Below are 16,769 nucleotides of genomic sequence, written 5' to 3'. Positions count from 1 at the left end.
CGGAGGATCCCGCCAGGAGAACCTGACCGGGAGTTGACGGACGCGTCGCGCGGAGGCGCTGATCTCGGGTGCGAGAAGGGCCTCCGGCCCGGGGGCGTGGGAGGGACGTCCCCGGGCCGGAGGCCCTTGCTGCAGTGGTGCGACGCGTCAGACCTTCGGGGTCGCGGTGGTCGTGCCGCCCCCGTTGGTCGTGGTCGGGGCGATCGTGACACGGTAGTTGTACTTGTGAGAGGCCGTGAACTTGTAGGTCTTCAGGCCGTACTTGTCCAGGGTGATCGTCTTGCGCGTGTGCCAGCCGGTGGAGTTCTTGTACTGCACCTTCACCTTGGCGTACGAGTACGAGTGCCAGCCGGACGGGGTGTACCTCTTCAGGCCGATCTTGACGGTCTTGTGGCTGCCGCTCGAGGTCACCTGGATGACGTTGCCGTACTTGAGCTTGCCGTCGATCGCGGACTTCATCATGAAGGTGCCGCGGGAGTACGAGGTGTCCTTGAGCGTGACGTCCGGCGTGGTCGAGTTGTAGTCGGTGTCGACCACCACGCGCACGTTCTTCACCGTGAAGGTGCCGCGGCCCCAGGACGACTTCGCGGCGATGTAGGTGTCCAGGCTCTTGTAGTTCTGCGAGGCGACCGAGCCCAGGTCGAGGTTCTTGGCGACGCGGGTGCTGCCGCGGTAGACGTCGGCGGAGATGTCGGCCCACCAGTACGTGCCGTAGCCGCTGAGGTTGCCGAGCTTCACGCTCGTGTGGACGTCGTAGTACTTCGTCGCGGAGTTGGTCCCGGTGCTGCCGTTGGAGGGCGTGACCTTGATCGAGGTCACGTCGATCGCCGGGGCGGTGGCTGCGGTCGCCGGAGCGACGGCGGTGCCGAGCAGGAGCGAGGCCGCCGCCACCGTCGTGACCGCGAGCTTGGACAGGATGCGCATGGGGACCCTTTCGAGGGGAGAGGTGAGCCGCGCGGATCTTATTCAGGTGCCCGTGATATGTGCCCGCCGAAACCACCGCCCGGACCGCCCAGGACCTGCGGTAGCGGATACCGGCGAGCGGCCTCGCCGGCCGGGCGACAGGTCCCGCAGGCCCGGGATCCCGGGCCTCGCGAGGGCTGACCGGTCGGCCGTCGCCTCCCGCCCCGCCCTCCCGCGCGGCACGCGGCGGTCGTCCGAGGCCCGAAGATTTCACCCGCTCAGCCCACGCTCAGCCGCCTCCGCGGGTGCGTAGAGGGCCCCGTCCAGACAGCCCTGCCCAAGGTCGCCGAGGTGGTCGGCGACCCGATGACCACAGCCTCGGTCGACGAGCCGGAGCGGGCGCACGAGAACGGGGTACGCGAAGCGTGGGGGCACGTGTCCGGCACTCACCGGTCGGGGGTGGGCGGGGTCGACCGCGCGTAGCGCGCGGTCAGACGGCGGAGGTGTGCGACGAGCTCCGGCGGTCCGGTGACGTCGAAGTCCGCGTCGAGCAGTCCCAGGTACGCGCCGAGCGTCTCCACGGTGTCGGCCCCGGTGTCCAGCACGCACGTGTGCTCGTCGACGCGTTCGACGACGCCCACCGCCGGGCTGATCCGCTCGCCCACCACGTCGGCAGGGGCGTGCACGGTGACCCGCGCCCGGTATCGCCAGGCGGCGGCGGAGACCCGGCTCGACACGTACGCCGCGACGTCGTCGGGCAGCTCCCGCGGGGCGAACCGCGGGCCGGTGGGGATGCGCGGCCGCATCCGGTCGACGCGGAAGGTCCGCCAGTCGTCCCGGTCCAGGTCCCACGCGAAGAGGTACCAGCGGCGGCCCCAGCTCACCAGCCGGTACGGCTCGACGGCGCGCACGGTGGCCGCGCCGGAGTGGTCCGCGTAGTCGAACCGGAGCCGCTCGCGGTCGCGGCAGACGGCGGCGAGCGTCGTCAGGACCTCCGTGTCGACGGTCGGTCCCGTGTCGTCGCGGGGCACGGGCACCGTGTAGGCCTGCAGGGCGCCGACCCGGCGGCGCAGCCGGGAGGGCAGCACCTGCTCCAGCTTGGCCAGCGCCCGGAGCGACGCCTCCTCGATCCCCGCGATGGCGCCGCCCGTCGCGGTGCGGAGCCCGACGGTGACCGCGACCGCCTCGTCGTCGTCGAGCAGCAGCGGCGGCAGGTCCGCACCGGCGCCGAGGCGGTAGCCGCCCACGTTCCCGCGCGTGGCCACGACCGGGTAGCCGAGGTCCCGCAGACGCTGGACGTCGGCGCGCACGGTCCGCCCGCTCACCCCGAGCCGCCGGGCCAGCTCGGGACCGGCCCAGTCGCGCGGGAGCTGGAGGAGCGAGAGCAGGCGCAGCAGCCGGGCCGAGGTCTCCAACATGGCCCCAGATTCCCACGCCATGAGGAAGCAGGTCTTCCTGATAGGCCGCCAGAGTGGGATCCATGGACATCACCGAGTACCGCATCGACATCCCCCAGGCCGACCTCGATGACCTCGACCAGCGCCTCTCGCGCGTGCGCTGGACCCACGAGCTTCCCGACGGCGGAAGCGACTACGGCGTGTCGCTCGAGTACCTGCAGGGTCTGGTCCGGCGCTGGCGCGAGGAGTACGACTGGCGCGCCTGGGAGGCGCGGCTCAACCGGTACCCGCAGTTCACGACGACCATCGACGGGCAGAACGTGCACTTCATGCACGTCCGCTCTCCCGAGGCGGATGCGACCCCCCTGCTGCTGACGCACGGCTGGCCGACGACGGTCGTCGAGTACCTTGACGTGATCGAGCGCCTGAGCGACCCGCGAGCCCACGGCGGGGACCCGGCCGACGCTTTCCACCTGGTGATCCCGTCGGTGCCCGGCTTCGGCTTCTCGGGCCACACCACCGACCGCGGCTGGAGCCGGTACCGGATCGCGAAGGCGTGGGCCGAGCTGATGCGCCGCCTCGGGTACGAGCAGTACGGCGCGCACGGCAACGACGGCGGCTCCCTCATCTCGCCCGAGGTCGGGCGCTGCGACCCCGAACACGTCCTCGGGGTGCACGTGACCCAGGTCTTCTCGTTCCCCTCCGGCGATCCCGCCGAGCTGGAGAACCTGTCACCGGAGGACCGGAAGAACGTCGAGTTCCTGGCGTGGTGGCTGGAGAACGGCGGTGCGTACGACAAGCTGCAGTCGACCGCCCCGCAGACGCTCTCGCACGCGCTCGCGGACTCGCCGGTGGGACAGCTCGGCTGGAACGCGCAGCTGCTCGGCCCGAACCTCGACCCCGACTACGTGCTCACGAACACGATGATCTACTGGCTCACCAACACGGCGGCGTCGTCCGCGCGTCTCTACTACGAGGACTTCCACGCCACGGACAAGCCGACCGAGCCGACCACCGTGCCGCTGGGGCTGGCCAACTTCGCCTGGGACTTCCACTCCATCCGCGCGTTCGCCGAGCGGGACCACAAGAGCATCGTGTCGTGGAACGTCTACGACACCGGTTCCCACTTCGCGGCGCACGACGCGCCCGACCTGCTGGTCGACGACATTCGCGGGTTCTTCCGCAGGCTCCGCTGAAAGCGTCGGGTCGGCCGCCGACCTCAGAAACGACGGAAGTCCCGGCCGAGTTGAACTCGACCGGGACTTCCCGTCATCTGGGCCCCCGACTTCCCGGGAAACCCCTCACGTCACGTGCGCGAGGGGGGAGTTGAACCCCCACGCCCTCTCGGGCACACGGACCTGAACCGTGCGCGTCTGCCTATTCCGCCACTCGCGCGTGCCGCAGAAGATTAGCACGGCGCGGGGGGTGGTCCCCAATCGCCTGGCGAGGGCCTCGCGCACCCCGGAAAGGGCATGGTCCCGCCGCTGGTGGCGAGCGTGGCGGCCGTCACCGCACCGTGACCTGCCGGTCCCGCTTCTGCGCCGAGCGTTCGCAGGAAATCCACACCGCGCGGAGGAGTGGTGCTGCGGCGCTGCCTACGATCTAGATAGTCTGCCCGCGGACGTGTCGGGCCAATGGGAGGAGGTGGCATGGGCGCCCTGGATCGCTTCGAGAAAGGCGTGGAGCGCGTGATGAACAACGCGTTCGCGAAGGTGGGTCGCAACAGCGAGATCAAGCCGGTCGAGCTGGCGAGCCGCCTGCGGCGCGAGATCGACGACCGCGCTGCCGTCGTCGGGCGCGACCGCACGGTCGTGCCGAACGAGTTCACGATCGAGCTGTCGTCCGCGGACTTCTCGCAGATCGACGCCTGGGGCGCGGAGACGATGGCCGACGAGCTGGCCACGAACCTCACCGAGTACGCCGCCTCGCAGCACTACGCCTTCGTGGGCCCGGTCAGCGTGTCCTTCGAGGAGCACGAGGACCTGCCGGGCGGTCGCTTCCAGCTGCGCTCCGCGACCGTGCGCGGCAACGTCGCCCCCGCCACGTCCGCGGCGCCCTCCACCCGCCACCCCCTCATCGACATCGACGGCCAGCGCTACCTGCTCACCGGCCCCGTGACGGTCATCGGCCGCGACGCTGAGGCCGACATCGTCGTCGACGACCCGGGCGTCTCGCGCCGCCACCTGGAGATCCGCGTGACGCCGGACGGCGTCGTCGCGACCGACCTCGGCTCCACGAACGGGCTGTTCGTCGAGGGCCACCAGGTGCCCGCGGCCACGCTGCTCGACGGGAACACCCTGACCATCGGCCGTACCCGCATCATGTTCTGGACCGGCAGCGCCTCGGGCCAGCAGAACGAAGGCTGGTGATCCCCCCAGGATGAGTGAGCTGACGATCACCCTGCTGCGGCTGGGCTACCTGGTGCTGCTCTGGGTGTTCGTGCTCTCCGCGATCGCGGTGCTGCGCCGCGACCTGGCACCCCGGGGCGCCCCGCGCGCCTCCAAGTCCGAGCGCCGTCGCGCGGAGGCCGCACCCGCACCCGCCGCGGGCGCCCCGGCCGCCGCAGCACCCGCGCCCGCCCGGCGCGGCGGGCCCACGCGCCTCGTCGTGACGACCGGCCCGCTGGCCGGCACGACCCTTCCGCTGTCCTCGGCGTCGATCCTCATCGGCCGGTCGCCGGGCTGCACCCTCGTGCTCGACGACGACTACTCGTCGTCGCGCCACGCCCGCATCTTCCCGCAGGGCGACCAGTGGTACGTGGAGGACCTCGGGTCGACGAACGGCACCTTCATCGGGGACACCCAGGTGTCGGGACCGCAGCCGCTGGCGCCGGGTGTCGGCGTCCGGATCGGCCAGTCCGTCGTCGAGCTCCAGGGGTGACCGCTCCGTGACCCTCACCCTGCGCTACGCCGCGCGGTCCGACGTCGGGCTCGTGCGGTCCAACAACCAGGACTCCGCGTACGCCGGGCCGCACCTGCTGGCCGTCGCCGACGGCATGGGCGGGCACGCGGGCGGCGACGTCGCGTCGCGCCTCGCGATCGCCGCCCTCGCCCCGCTCGACCGTACGGAGCACGGCCCCGAGGAGGCGCTGACCGACCTCGAGCACACGGTCGAGCGCGCCCGCCAGGACCTGGTGCGCGTCAGCGACGCCGACCCGGAGCTGGTCGGCATGGGCACCACCGTCACCGCCCTGCTGCACACCGGCACCACGCTGGTGATGGCCCATCTCGGCGACTCCCGCGCCTACCTGCTGCGCGACGGCCGCCTGACGCAGGTCACGGTGGACCACACCTTCGTGCAGCACCTGGTGGACACGGGCCGCATCTCGCCGGAGGAGGCGGAGCACCACCCGCAGCGCAACGTCGTCATGCGGGTGCTGGGCGACTTCGACGTCGACCTCACGCCCGACATGTCGGTGCGCGAGGCGCGCGCCGGCGACCGGTGGCTGCTCTGCTCCGACGGGCTGTCCGGGTTCGTCTCGCCCGAGCAGATCACCGAGGTGCTCACCGAGACCGCGGCGCCCGACGAGGCCGCCGACCTGCTGATCACCCTGTCCATGACGGCGGGCAGCACCGACAACATCACCGTCGTGGTCGCCGACGTCGTGGAGGACGGCGACGACCCCGCGGCGGAGGGCGCGACGGCGGCCCCGGTCGAGGGCGCGACCGTGCCGCAGGTCGTGGGCGCAGCCGCCACGGGCGAGCTCCCCGCGGTCCTCCAGACGCCGGCCGACGACCCGGACGACGACCCCGCGCCCACCGAGCAGGGCGCGTCCGACGACCCGGACGACCCCGAGGACGACGACGCCGACGACGACGCCAGGCCCGCCCGCAAGCGCCGGCCGTGGATCACGGTGCTCGTGGTGCTCGTGGTGCTCGGCGGCGTCGGGTACGGCCTGTGGCGCGCGTACGGGTGGACGCAGGAGCAGTACTACGTCGGCGTCGCCGACGGCGAGGTCGCGGTCTTCCAGGGCATCCCGGCCAGCGCCGGCCCCCTGACCCTCTCCACCCCGGTGGAGCTCACCGGCACCCCGGTCTCCGACCTGCCGGACTACTGGGCGGACCGCCTCGACGGGTCCATCCGGGCGTCGTCCGAGGCCGAGGCTCGCGAGCGCGCGGACCGGCTCATCGCCGAGGCCGCCCCCGAGCCGACACCGTCTCCGACCCCCTCCGCCAGCCCCTCGAGCTCGCCGTCCCCCTCGAAGAGCACGTCGACCGCGAAGCCCACGAAGCAGCCCACCGACGCCGACAGCAAGGCCGACGGGGGGTCGAAGGGGTGAGCGTCGACGTCGAGACCCCCGCCGGGCGCACGGTCGAGCCCACCGAACGCCGTCCCGCCCGCCTGGCCGAGCTGTTCCTGCTGATCCTCGCCCTGGCCGCGGGCATCAGCGCGTTCGCGATGGTCGGCCGCAGCGTCACGGGCGAGCTGCCCGGCGACTTCTGGGCCGTGAGCCTGCTCCTCACGGGTATCGCCGCGGCGGCGCACGTCGTGCTGCGCCTCCGCGCCCCGTGGGCCGACCAGGTGATCCTGCCCGCCGTGGTGCTGCTCAACGGCCTCGGCCTGGCCATGATCCTGCGGCTCCAGCTCGCGGACACCAAGGGCGCCGACGCCTGGTCGCAGATGATGTACACCGCGCTCGGCGCGGTCATCGCGATCCTCCTCGTCTGGTTCCTGCGCGACCACCGGTGGATCCGCCGCCTCACGTACACGGCGATGCTCGTGGGCCTCGGGCTCGTCGTGCTGCCGCTCCTGCCCGTCATCGGGCGGGAGATCAACGGCGCCCGCATCTGGGTGAACATCGCCGGCTTCTCCCTGCAGCCCGCCGAGTTCGCCAAGATCGCGTTCGCGATCTTCTTCGCCGGGTACCTCGTGACCAACCGCGACACCCTGGCCCTCGCGGGCAAGAAGGTGCTCGGCCTGCAGCTGCCGCGCATACGCGACCTCGGCCCGATCATCATCGTGTGGGCGGCGTCCCTGGCCGTCCTCGTCTTCGAGCGCGACCTCGGCACCTCGCTGCTGTTCTTCGGCCTGTTCGTCGCGATGCTCTACCTCGCCACCGAGCGGTTCAGCTGGGTGCTCATCGGGCTCGTGCTGTTCGCGGCCGGCGCGCTCGTCGCCGCGAGCGTGTTCCCGCACGTCGGAGCGCGCATGGACGTGTGGCTGCACCCGTTCGACAACGAGCTGTACAACGCGGTCGGCGGGTCCTACCAGATCGTGCAGGGCACGTTCGCGCTGGCCGCGGGCGGCCTGTTCGGCACCGGCTGGGGCGAGGGCTACCCGTACCTCGTGCCGTACGCCTTCTCCGACTTCATCTACTCGTCGCTGGGCGAGGAGCTCGGCCTCACCGGCCTGCTCGCGATCCTGCTGACGTACCTGCTCATCGTGCAGCGCGGCCTGCGCACCGCCATCGCCGTGCGCGACGGCTTCGGCAAGCTGCTGGCCGGCGGTCTCGCGTTCGTCATGGCGCTGCAGCTCTTCGTCGTCGTCGGCGGCATCACGCGCATCATCCCGCTGACCGGCCTGACGCTGCCGTTCATGGCGCAGGGCGGGTCGTCGCTGCTGGCCAACTGGATCGTCATCGCGCTGCTGCTGCGCGTCTCCGACAACGCCAGGCGCCCGTCGGCGCTGCCGATGCGCGGCACGGTCGCGCAGGGCGGCGGCATGCACGACCCCATCGTGGTCGGCGCGCACGACGGGACGACGCCGGGCGGCGGCGTCCCCGTCCGGCGGTCGGCCGCGGACGCGCCGTCGCGCGGGTCGACGCCGTCGCACCCCACCGAGGCGTTCGGCGGGCCGCTCGACCCGCGCCGCGACGATCCCCGAGGAACGACTGGAGGTGAGCACCTGTGAACACGACCCTGCGCCGGCTCGCGAGCGTCGTCATGGTCATGTTCCTGGCGCTCATGGTGTCGACCACGTGGATCCAGTTCTTCCACGCCGACGAGCTGAACAGCGACACCCGCAACATCCGCTCGATCTACGCCGAGTACGGGCGCGCCCGCGGCCCGATCGTCGTCGGCGGCGAGGCCGTCGCGCTGTCCAAGCCCGTCGACGACGAGTTCGGCTACCAGCGCGAGTACACGAACGGCAAGCTCTACTCGCCGCTCACCGGCTTCTTCTCTCTCGCGAACGGCACGACGGCGATCGAGCACGCGGAGAACGACTACCTCAACGGTCAGGCCGACGCCCTGTGGGTGGACCGGCTGCAGAACCTCCTCACCGGTCGTGACCCGGAGGGCTCCTCCGTCGAGCTCACCATCGACCCGAAGGCGCAGAAGGCCGCGTGGGACGCCCTGGGCGACCAGGAGGGCGCCGTCGTCGCCCTCGACCCCAAGACGGGCGCCGTCCTCGCGATGGTGTCCAAGCCGTCCTTCGACCCCAACGACCTGGCGTCGCACTCCACCAAGAAGGCCGGGCAGGCGTACACCGACCTTCTCAACGACGACGACGAGCCGCTGGTGAACCGCGCGACGTCCTGGAACCCGCCCCCCGGGTCGACGTTCAAGCTCGTCACGACCGCCGCCGCGCTCGAGAGCGGCGACTACACGCCCGACACGGTGATCGACGCGCCGTCCTCGTACACCCTGACGGGCACGAACACGCAGGTCGGCAACTTCGCAGGCACGTCGTGCGCGTCGTCGGGGAAGATGACGCTGGCCGACGCGCTGCGGATCTCCTGCAACACCGCGTTCCTCGGCCTGGGCGGCGAGCTCGGTGCCGACGCGATGAACGAGCAGGCCGAGAAGTTCGGCGTCGGCAAGCGGTTCGAGGTCCCGTTCACGACCGCGGCGAGCCAGTACGACCCGGACCCGGACGAGATGAACACGGCGCAGGTCGAGCTGTCCGGCATCGGCCAGGGCAGCGTCGCCACCACGCCGCTGCAGGTCGCGATGATCTCCGCAGCGATCGCGAACGGCGGCGAGGTCATGCAGCCCTTCTCGGTGGACACCGTGCGGGACCCGCAGCTCGAGGTGGTCCGTGAGACCTCGCCATCGAGCCTCGGCCGCGCCGTCTCGGAGAAGACCGCGGGCCAGCTCACGGACATGATGAAGAGCGTCGTCGAGTCCGGGTCGGGCACGAGCGCCCAGATCCCCGGCGTCACCGTCGCCGGCAAGACCGGCACCGCCCAGCACGGCGACAACTCCCAGCCGCCGCACGTGTGGTTCACCGGCTTCGCGCCGGCGGAGGACCCGCAGGTCGCGGTCGCCGTCGTCGTCAAGAACGGAGGCAAGCTCGGCGGCCAGGCCACCGGCGGCTCCGTCTCCGCACCGATCGCCAAGGCCGTCATGGAAGCGGTGCTGAACGGATGAGGCCGGCCACGGGGCTCGCGCTCGGCGAGCGGTACCGCCTCACGCGCCGTATCGCCATCGGCGGCATGGGCGAGGTCTGGGTGGCCGACGACGGCTACCTGGGCCGCGAGGTCGCGGTGAAGGTGCTCCGTGAGGAGTACACCGGCAACGAGGACTTCCTGCGGCGCCTGCGCACGGAGGCGCGCAACAGCGCCGCCCTGTCCCACCCGAACATCGCGCAGATGTACGACTACGGCGAGCAGGACGGCGCCGGCTTCCTCGTCATGGAGCTGGTGCTGGGCGAGCCTCTGGCCGACCTGCTCGAGCGCGAGCCGGTCGTCGCGCCCCGCAAGCTGCTGCCGATCCTCGCCGCCACGGCGCGGGGGCTGCACCACGCGCACCTGGCCAAGGTGGTGCACCGCGACGTCAAGCCCGGCAACATCCTGCTGGAGCACGGCGGCAGCGTGAAGATCACCGACTTCGGCGTCTCGCTCGCCGCCAACCAGGCCCCCATGACGGCCACCGGCATGGTCATGGGCACGGCGCAGTACCTGTCGCCCGAGCAGGCGGTGGGGCAGCCCGCGACGGCGGCGTCCGACGTCTACGCGCTCGGGGTCGTCGCGTACGAGGCGACGGCGGGCAAGCGCCCGTTCACGGGCTCGACGCCGGTCGACATCGCCGTCGCGCACGTCAACGCGCCGGTCCCGCCGCTGCCCACGCACGTGCACCCGGGGCTCGCGGACGTCATCGGGCGCATGCTCGAGAAGGACCCGTCGCGCCGGCCCGAGTCCGCCGCCGCCCTCGCGGGGGAGCTCGAGTCGCTCGCCCGCGAGATCGCGGAGGACCCGCTCGGCGCCCGGTCCCGGTCCGCGCGGCGCGCGGCGGCGGCGCGCCAGGGCGCCCGCCCGGCGCGTGCCGTCCCCGCGCACGCCGCGCCCACGGCGCCGCGACCCGCCGGGCCTGCCGCTCCGGCCGCCCCCGCCGGCCCTGGAAGCCCTTCCACCCCGCCGTCGGCCGCGATGCCGGTCGCGTGGGCGGCGGTGACGCCGTCCGAGGACGAGCGCGCGACGCCCGCCGAGCCCGCGGCGGTCGTCCCCGGCGACGAGCCCGCCCCGCAGACCCCCGTCGACGACCTCGCCGCCGGTCGCGCCTACCCGCGGCGCCGCGAGGTGCGCGCCGGCACCCACGACGCCCGCCGTCCCCCGGTGCGCAAGGCCCCGTCGACCGGCACCCGGAGCCGTTCGACGTCGCGCTCCGCGCCCGAGGCGAAGCCGGCGCGCCGCACGTCGACCTCGACGGGCCAGCGCTTCGGCCCGCTCGGACGCCTCTCCTGGCCGCTGATCGCGCTGCTCGGCCTCCTCGTCGTCCTGCTGCTCGCCACCCTCGTGCAGGCCATGGCGGCCGACGCCGAGGGCCAGGCGGCGGCCCTCCTGGTGGGACCGGCCCTCGCGGTCTCCCGCCCCTCCCGCACGGGCGCGCGTCCCTCCTCTGGGATGATGCTCCGAGACACGCCGCGCGCCCCGCGCGCGGCCATGACCGAGAAGGACTTCTGAGTGGTGGACAACACGCCCCGGGTACTCGCCGGCCGCTACGAGGTCGGTGAGCTCATCGGCCGCGGCGGCATGGCCGAGGTGCACATCGGGCACGACACGCGCCTGGGTCGCACCGTCGCGATCAAGGTGCTGCGGTCCGACCTCGCCCGCGACCCGTCCTTCCTGGCGCGGTTCCGTCGCGAGGCCCAGTCGGCCGCCGCGCTGAACCATCCCGCCATCGTCGCCGTCTACGACACCGGCGAGGACACGCACACGGACACGCAGGGCGCGTCCGTGCACGTCCCGTTCATCGTCATGGAGTACGTCGAGGGGCACACGGTCCGCGACATCCTGCAGGACGGCGCGGCGGTGCCGATCGAGGAGGCCGTCGAGATCACGGCGGGCATCCTCAGCGCGCTGGAGTACTCGCACCAGGCCGGCATCGTGCACCGCGACATCAAGCCCGCGAACGTGATGATCACGCCCACGGGCGCGGTCAAGGTGATGGACTTCGGCATCGCCCGCGCGATGGCGGACTCCGCCGCGACGATGACGCAGACGCACGCCGTCATCGGCACGGCCCAGTACCTGTCGCCCGAGCAGGCTCGCGGCGAGACCGTGGACGCCCGCAGCGACCTGTACTCCACGGGCTGCGTGCTGTTCGAGCTGCTCACCGGGCGCCCGCCGTTCATGGGCGACTCCCCGGTCGCGGTCGCGTACCAGCACGTCGGGCAGGCGCCGCAGCGCCCCAGCGAGCTCGCCTCGGACGTGCCCGAGGTGCTCGACCGCATCGTGCTCAAGGCCCTCACGAAGGACCGCGACGCCCGTTACTCGACGGCGGCGGAGTTCCGCGCGGACCTCGAGACGGCGCTGCGCGGCGGCGACGTCACCGCGCCGCTCCTCGGTGCGGCCGCGGCCGGCGCCGCGGCGACGCAGGTCATGGGCCAGCCCCAGGGCACCCAGGTGATGGACCCCGCGAGCACGTCGCAGTGGGGGACCACCGGGGTCCAGGGCGCGAACGGCGAGCCCGACGACGAGAAGAAGAGCCGCAAGGGCCTCATGTGGACGCTCATCGCGATCGGCGCCGTCGCGCTGGCCGCGATCATCACGTTCCTCGTCATGAACGGCGCCGAGGCCAAGACGACCGTGCCGAACCTCCCGGCCAACGTCACCCCCGTCGAGGCAGAGCGGGCGATCACGGCAGCGGGGCTCGAGTACGAGCAGGCCACGGACACGGAGTCCACGGAGCCCGAGAACACGTTCCTCGACCAGAACCCGACCGGCGGCACCGAGGTGGACCGCGGCACCACCGTGACCGTGACGTTCTCCGCCGGCCCGGACACCGTCGCGGTGCCCGACCTCTCGGGCATGACGGAGGACGAGGCCTCCGACGAGCTCGAGAAGGCGAAGCTGACACTCGGCGACGTCTCGCAGCAGAACAGCAAGGGCGTCGAGAAGGACCATGTCATCAAGTCCGACCCGGCCGAGGGTCAGGCGGTCAGCGAAGGATCGGCCGTCGACATCGTCGTCTCCACCGGTCAGGTCGACCTGCCGAACCTGCTGGGCATGACGGAGGACAAGGCCAAGGGGACGATCACCGACCTCGGGCTCAACTCCGAGACCAGCACCGAGGAGAGCGACGAGAAGCCGGGCACGGTGATCCGCCAGAGCCCGCAGGCCGGCTCGGTTCCCCAGGGGAGCGGGGTCTCGATCGTCATCGCCAAGAAGAAGGCCCCGGAGATGACGACGGTGCCGAACGTCGTCGGGCAGTCGGCCGCCGAGGCCCAGACGGCCATCACGGGCGCCAACCTGAACCCGCAGATCACCTTCGAGCCCTCGGACGACGTGCCGAACGGCTTCGTGATCTCCCAGGACCCGGAGGGGGGCGAGGCCGAGGTCGGGTCGAACGTCACCGTCGTAGTGTCCAGCGGCCCCGAGGCGGGGGAGACGCCCACGGATGAGCCCTCCGACGACCCGACGGACGGCGAGACCGATGACGCCGCCGGTGACCCGCTCGGCATCCTGGGCGACTGAGAGACGCACGAAGGAGCCCGCCGGAACGGTGTTCCGGCGGGCTCCTTCGTGCGTGTCGACGTCAGCCCTGGTGCACCAGCGGCGCCATGCCGGCGCACCGCTCCACCGCGCCGTCGTCGCCGCACACGGCGAGCCAGTTGGCGAGCAGCCGGTGCCCGCCCTCGGTGAGCACCGACTCGGGGTGGAACTGCACGCCGTGCAGCGGCAGGTCGCGGTGCTGCAGCCCCATGACGACGCCGCTCTCCGTCGCGCCCGTCACCTCGAGCTCGGCGGGGACGGTCTCCGGGAGCACCGCGAGCGAGTGGTAGCGCGTCGCCGTGAACGGCGACGCCAGACCGTCGAGCACGCCCTCGCCGTCGTGCTCCACCAGGCTGGTCTTGCCGTGCATGAGCTCCGGCGCGTGCGCCACCGTGGCGCCGTACACCTCCGCGAGGGCCTGGTGGCCCAGGCAGACGCCGAGCATCGGCGTGCGAGAGCGCGCGCACGCGCGGATGACGTCCTCCGACGAGCCGGCCTCCTTCGGGGTGCCCGGGCCGGGGGAGACGAGGACGCCGTCGAAGGGCGCTCCGTCCGCGTGGTGGAAGACGCCGTCCGCGTCGGGCTCGGGCACGGCGTCGTTGCGCACGACGACGGTGCGCGCCCCGAGCTGGTCCAGGTAGCCGACGATCGTGTAGACGAACGAGTCGTAGTTGTCGACCACGAGGATGCGCGGGCCGGCGGTCGTGGGGGTGGGGCTGGTCATGGCTGTCTCGCTTCGGGGAGATGGTCAGGCGGGCTGCGGGGCGGGACGGCGGCCACGCCATCGCCGGCCTGGCATCGAGGTGCTCACGAGAACACGTCCGTGCCGGCGGGGACGGTCGCGTACTTCATCTCGGAGCTGCCGGTGTACGCGGGGAGCTCGAGGGTGCCCGCGTCCTTGACCGACCAGCCGAGGGCGACCCAGTCGACGTACTGCTGGTAGATCGCGACGCCCGGGTCGGCGTCCAGCGACGCCCGGAGCTGCTGGGGGTCGCCCACGGCCTCGATCACGTACGGCGGGGAGAAGACCTTGCCGTGCAGCAGCAGGATGTTGCCGGAGCAGCGGAACGCCGACGTCGCGGTGACGCGCTCGCCCTGCAGCGTCATCGCCTCGGCCCCGCCCGCCCACAGCGCGTTGATCACGTGCTGCACGTCCTGCTGGTGCACGACCAGGTCGTCCGGCCGCGCCCCGCTGATCGACTGGCTGGACGCGGGCGCGTCGTCGAGCGCCACCCGCAGCCCGGGCCCCGAGACGGGCGCGGCACCGGTGACGACCGACTCGTCGGCCACGAGGTCGGCGCTCCGCGTGGGCAGGTCGGTCCCCGCCTGCCTGCCGAGGTCGTCGATCTCGGCCTCGAGCTCGTTCATCCGGTCGGTGAGCCCCGCGACGCGGTCGGACTCCGTGGTGACGAGCTCGGCGAGGTCCTGCGGGTCGCGACCGTCCTTGGTGTCCGCGAGCTGCGCGCTGGCGGTGAAGAGGAGCCCGGACGCGGCGAGGACGCACGCGACGGTCGCGCTCTGGCGCACTCGGCGGTTCATCGGCCCTCCGGTCGGTCGCGGCTGTCCTTCTCGAGCCTGCTGACGACTACGCTAGTCGACAGAATCGCCGACGGTGGCGGGCATCCGGCCCGCGGCCGCGCCCACCCGTCCGGACAGGAGACCTCCCCGTGCCCGAGTCGAAGTCCCGCAAGAAGAAGAGCACGCCCGCCGAGCAGCCGGCGACGCCGAAGGCGAAGCCGCAGGGCAACCCGCGCTGGCTGGTGCCGACGATGCTCACTCTCATGCTGCTGGGCCTCGCGTGGATCGTCCTGTACTACCTCACGGCGCAGGGGCTGGGCCTGCCGATCCCGGCGCTCGGCGCCTGGAACCTCGCCGTCGGGTTCGTGCTGATCATCGCGGGCTTCGGGCTCACCACCCGCTGGCGCTGACGCCGGGTCTTCCACCCGTGTAGTTCGTTCCACACCTGTGGACAACCCTGTGGGCGGCGCTCAGAGCATCCCCACCGAGGCGTACTTCCACAGGGTCGCGGCGACGAGGACGACGGCCACGCCCGCCGGGAGCAGCCACCCCACGAGCGCCTGCCGCTCGCGGGGGGCGAAGGCGAACCCGGCACCCATCGCCAGACCGACCGCCAGGCCGCCGAGGTGCGCCTGCCACGCGATCCCGCCGACGAAGAACGGGATCGCCATGTTGATGGCGATGAGCACGACGATCTGTGCGGCGCTGCGCCCGGTGCGGCGCAGGACCGGGATGATCGCGCCGAACAGCCCGAAGACGGCCCCGGAGGCACCCACGACGGCGGTGATCCACGAGTAGCTCGTCGGGTCGGCGAGCAGCAGGTAGCCCACGGACCCCGCGATCGCGGACAGCACGTAGAGCGCGATGAAGCGACCGCGCCCGAACGCCTGCTCGAGGAACGGGCCGGTGAGCCACAGCGCGTACATGTTGAACAGGATGTGGAGCGGGCTGGTGGAGTGCAGGAACGCGGCGGTGAGGAACCGCCACGGCTCGTCGAGCCCCACCGAGGGGGCGAAGGCCCACCGCTGCGTCCACTCGCCGCCCGTGACGAGCTGCAGCACCCAGCTCACCACGCACAGACCGACGATCGTCAGCGTGACGACCGGCCGCCCGCCGCGGACCGTGCCGCCGAACATCGTCCGGGCGCTCGGCACCGCACGCGACGCCTCCTTGACGCAGTCGACGCACTGGATCCCGACGGCAGCGGGTCGCTGGCACTCGGGGCAGGTCGGCCGCCCGCAGCGCTGGCAGCGCACGTAGGACACGCGGTCCGGGTGCCGCGGGCACACCGGCGGAGACGTCGGCTGCGGACCGGGAGTTGGGGTCGAGATGGGTCAGCCCTCCGAAAGGCGAGAGAGGTCGGGGTCGAGAATCTCGTCGCAGTCCGATCCTTCCCGAAGTGGAGCGCCCCTGGGGCGCGTGAACGGGACTGCGGCGAGATTCTCGACCCCGACCGTGACCTGGACCGAAACTCAGTCCTCGATGGTCACGCTGTTGATGACGATGTCCTGGACGGGACGGTCGCCGGGGCGGGTCGGCGTGGTGCCGATCGCGTCGACGACGGCGCGCGACTCGTCGTCGGCCACCTTCCCGAAGATGCTGTGCTTGCCGTTCAGCCACGGCGTGGCGCCGGTGGTGATGAAGAACTGCGAGCCGTTGGTGCCCTCGACGGCGCCCGTGACGGGGTTGCGGCGCTTGCCGGCGTTCGCCATCGCGAGGATGTACTTGTCGTCGAACTGGAGCTCGGGGTGGATCTCGTCGTCGAAGGTGTAGCCGGGGCCACCGGTGCCGGTGCCCAGCGGATCCCCGCCCTGGATCATGAAGTTGTCGATGACGCGGTGGAAGATCACGCCGTCGTACAGGGGGTCGTTGCGCTCGGCGCCCGTGGCCGGGTCCGTCCACGTCGTGGTGCCCTTGGCCAGCCCGACGAAGTTCGCGACGGTCTTGGGCGCGTGGTTCGGCAGCAGCTCGATGCGGATGTCACCGGCGGTGGTGTGGAGGGTTGCGAACATGCCCTCATCCTCTCACCCTCGCTCTCACCATCAGTCTCCACGACCCGCACGGCGCGGCCCGCGCGT

Annotated in this window: 15 protein-coding genes and 1 tRNA gene; 9 read left to right on the top strand and 7 right to left on the bottom strand. The window is 72.2% G+C overall.

Going from position 1 to position 16,769, the window contains the following annotated elements:
• Positions 1 to 147: 147 nt before the first annotated feature.
• On the bottom strand, positions 148 to 924 hold the full coding sequence (locus ACFQ8T_RS01905; protein WP_430544865.1) for a hypothetical protein: 777 nt from the start codon (positions 922 to 924) through the stop codon (positions 148 to 150).
• A gap of 425 nt (positions 925 to 1,349) precedes the next feature.
• Positions 1,350 to 2,321 carry a helix-turn-helix transcriptional regulator gene (locus ACFQ8T_RS01900; protein ID WP_430544864.1) on the bottom strand — a complete coding sequence of 324 codons (972 nt, stop codon included), beginning with the start codon at positions 2,319 to 2,321 and terminating at the stop codon, positions 1,350 to 1,352.
• 62 nt (positions 2,322 to 2,383) lie between these two features.
• On the opposite strand from ACFQ8T_RS01900, the gene ACFQ8T_RS01895 reads away from it, so the two are divergent.
• The gene (locus ACFQ8T_RS01895) at positions 2,384 to 3,496 is read left to right on the top strand and encodes an epoxide hydrolase family protein (protein WP_430544863.1); all 1,113 of its coding nucleotides are present in this window, start codon (positions 2,384 to 2,386) and stop codon (positions 3,494 to 3,496) included.
• A 115-nt stretch (positions 3,497 to 3,611) separates the two neighbouring features.
• Here ACFQ8T_RS01895 and ACFQ8T_RS01890 read toward each other — a convergent pair.
• Positions 3,612 to 3,695, bottom strand: a tRNA-Leu gene (locus ACFQ8T_RS01890).
• Between the two features lie 254 nt (positions 3,696 to 3,949).
• Between ACFQ8T_RS01890 and ACFQ8T_RS01885 the strand changes: the two genes are divergently transcribed.
• The 7 genes from ACFQ8T_RS01885 to pknB are packed head-to-tail and all read left to right on the top strand — an operon-like array spanning position 3,950 to position 13,155.
• Positions 3,950 to 4,669 carry an FhaA domain-containing protein gene (locus tag ACFQ8T_RS01885; RefSeq protein ID WP_429762788.1) on the top strand — a complete coding sequence of 240 codons (720 nt, stop codon included), beginning with the start codon at positions 3,950 to 3,952 and terminating at the stop codon, positions 4,667 to 4,669.
• Positions 4,670 to 4,679: 10 nt separating this feature from the next.
• On the top strand, positions 4,680 to 5,180 hold the full coding sequence (locus tag ACFQ8T_RS01880; protein ID WP_430544862.1) for an FHA domain-containing protein: 501 nt from the start codon (positions 4,680 to 4,682) through the stop codon (positions 5,178 to 5,180).
• A gap of 7 nt (positions 5,181 to 5,187) precedes the next feature.
• Positions 5,188 to 6,579, top strand: a complete 1,392-nt coding sequence (locus ACFQ8T_RS01875) for a Stp1/IreP family PP2C-type Ser/Thr phosphatase (RefSeq protein WP_430544861.1) — start codon at positions 5,188 to 5,190, stop codon at positions 6,577 to 6,579.
• The gene (locus ACFQ8T_RS01870; protein ID WP_430544860.1) at positions 6,576 to 8,150 is read left to right on the top strand and encodes an FtsW/RodA/SpoVE family cell cycle protein; all 1,575 of its coding nucleotides are present in this window, start codon (positions 6,576 to 6,578) and stop codon (positions 8,148 to 8,150) included. The genes ACFQ8T_RS01875 and ACFQ8T_RS01870 overlap by 4 nt, the downstream gene beginning before the upstream one ends.
• Positions 8,147 to 9,610, top strand: a complete 1,464-nt coding sequence (locus ACFQ8T_RS01865) for a peptidoglycan D,D-transpeptidase FtsI family protein (RefSeq protein WP_430544859.1) — start codon at positions 8,147 to 8,149, stop codon at positions 9,608 to 9,610. The genes ACFQ8T_RS01870 and ACFQ8T_RS01865 overlap by 4 nt, the downstream gene beginning before the upstream one ends.
• Positions 9,607 to 11,142, top strand: a complete 1,536-nt coding sequence (locus tag ACFQ8T_RS01860; protein WP_430544858.1) for a serine/threonine-protein kinase — start codon at positions 9,607 to 9,609, stop codon at positions 11,140 to 11,142. The genes ACFQ8T_RS01865 and ACFQ8T_RS01860 overlap by 4 nt, the downstream gene beginning before the upstream one ends.
• A 3-nt stretch (positions 11,143 to 11,145) precedes the next feature.
• The gene (pknB, locus tag ACFQ8T_RS01855; RefSeq protein WP_430544857.1) at positions 11,146 to 13,155 is read left to right on the top strand and encodes a Stk1 family PASTA domain-containing Ser/Thr kinase; all 2,010 of its coding nucleotides are present in this window, start codon (positions 11,146 to 11,148) and stop codon (positions 13,153 to 13,155) included.
• Between the two features lie 61 nt (positions 13,156 to 13,216).
• On the opposite strand, the gene ACFQ8T_RS01850 is transcribed toward pknB, so the two are convergent.
• Both ACFQ8T_RS01850 and ACFQ8T_RS01845 read right to left on the bottom strand, forming a co-directional pair.
• Entirely contained in the window at positions 13,217 to 13,897 is a 681-nt protein-coding gene (locus ACFQ8T_RS01850) for an aminodeoxychorismate/anthranilate synthase component II (protein WP_430544856.1), read from the bottom strand.
• Between the two features lie 83 nt (positions 13,898 to 13,980).
• Complete coding sequence (locus tag ACFQ8T_RS01845) at positions 13,981 to 14,712, bottom strand: DUF881 domain-containing protein (RefSeq protein ID WP_430544855.1); 732 nt, start codon at positions 14,710 to 14,712, stop codon at positions 13,981 to 13,983.
• Between the two features lie 128 nt (positions 14,713 to 14,840).
• Between ACFQ8T_RS01845 and ACFQ8T_RS01840 the strand changes: the two genes are divergently transcribed.
• Complete coding sequence (locus ACFQ8T_RS01840; protein WP_429762797.1) at positions 14,841 to 15,101, top strand: cell division protein CrgA; 261 nt, start codon at positions 14,841 to 14,843, stop codon at positions 15,099 to 15,101.
• A gap of 60 nt (positions 15,102 to 15,161) precedes the next feature.
• Here the strand turns inward: ACFQ8T_RS01840 and ACFQ8T_RS01835 are convergent, their stop codons facing one another.
• Both ACFQ8T_RS01835 and ACFQ8T_RS01830 read right to left on the bottom strand, forming a co-directional pair.
• Positions 15,162 to 15,845 (bottom strand): rhomboid family intramembrane serine protease, encoded by a 684-nt coding sequence (locus ACFQ8T_RS01835; protein ID WP_430544854.1) that lies wholly within the window; start codon positions 15,843 to 15,845, stop codon positions 15,162 to 15,164.
• A 318-nt stretch (positions 15,846 to 16,163) separates the two neighbouring features.
• Entirely contained in the window at positions 16,164 to 16,703 is a 540-nt protein-coding gene (locus ACFQ8T_RS01830; RefSeq protein WP_429762799.1) for a peptidylprolyl isomerase, read from the bottom strand.
• Positions 16,704 to 16,769: the final 66 nt, after the last annotated feature.

The organism is Isoptericola sp. NPDC056618, from assembly GCF_042792715.1.
Classification (GTDB): Bacteria; Actinomycetota; Actinomycetes; order Actinomycetales; family Cellulomonadaceae; genus Isoptericola; species Isoptericola nanjingensis.
Note: the sequence above shows the minus strand (reverse complement) of the source record. Positions and strands in the feature narration are given on the sequence as shown.

Bases quoted from the DNA above. Each gene is read 5' to 3' on its own strand.
- ACFQ8T_RS01905 (WP_430544865.1), bottom strand. From the start codon at position 924: ATGCGCATCCTGTCCAAGCTCGCGGTCACGACGGTGGCGGCGGCCTCG.
- ACFQ8T_RS01900 (WP_430544864.1), bottom strand. From the start codon at position 2,321: ATGTTGGAGACCTCGGCCCGGCTGCTGCGCCTGCTCTCGCTCCTCCAG.
- ACFQ8T_RS01895 (WP_430544863.1), top strand. From the start codon at position 2,384: ATGGACATCACCGAGTACCGCATCGACATCCCCCAGGCCGACCTCGAT.
- ACFQ8T_RS01885 (WP_429762788.1), top strand. From the start codon at position 3,950: ATGGGCGCCCTGGATCGCTTCGAGAAAGGCGTGGAGCGCGTGATGAAC.
- ACFQ8T_RS01880 (WP_430544862.1), top strand. From the start codon at position 4,680: ATGAGTGAGCTGACGATCACCCTGCTGCGGCTGGGCTACCTGGTGCTG.
- ACFQ8T_RS01860 (WP_430544858.1), top strand. From the start codon at position 9,607: ATGAGGCCGGCCACGGGGCTCGCGCTCGGCGAGCGGTACCGCCTCACG.
- ACFQ8T_RS01850 (WP_430544856.1), bottom strand. From the start codon at position 13,897: ATGACCAGCCCCACCCCCACGACCGCCGGCCCGCGCATCCTCGTGGTC.
- ACFQ8T_RS01845 (WP_430544855.1), bottom strand. From the start codon at position 14,712: ATGAACCGCCGAGTGCGCCAGAGCGCGACCGTCGCGTGCGTCCTCGCC.
- ACFQ8T_RS01830 (WP_429762799.1), bottom strand. From the start codon at position 16,703: ATGTTCGCAACCCTCCACACCACCGCCGGTGACATCCGCATCGAGCTG.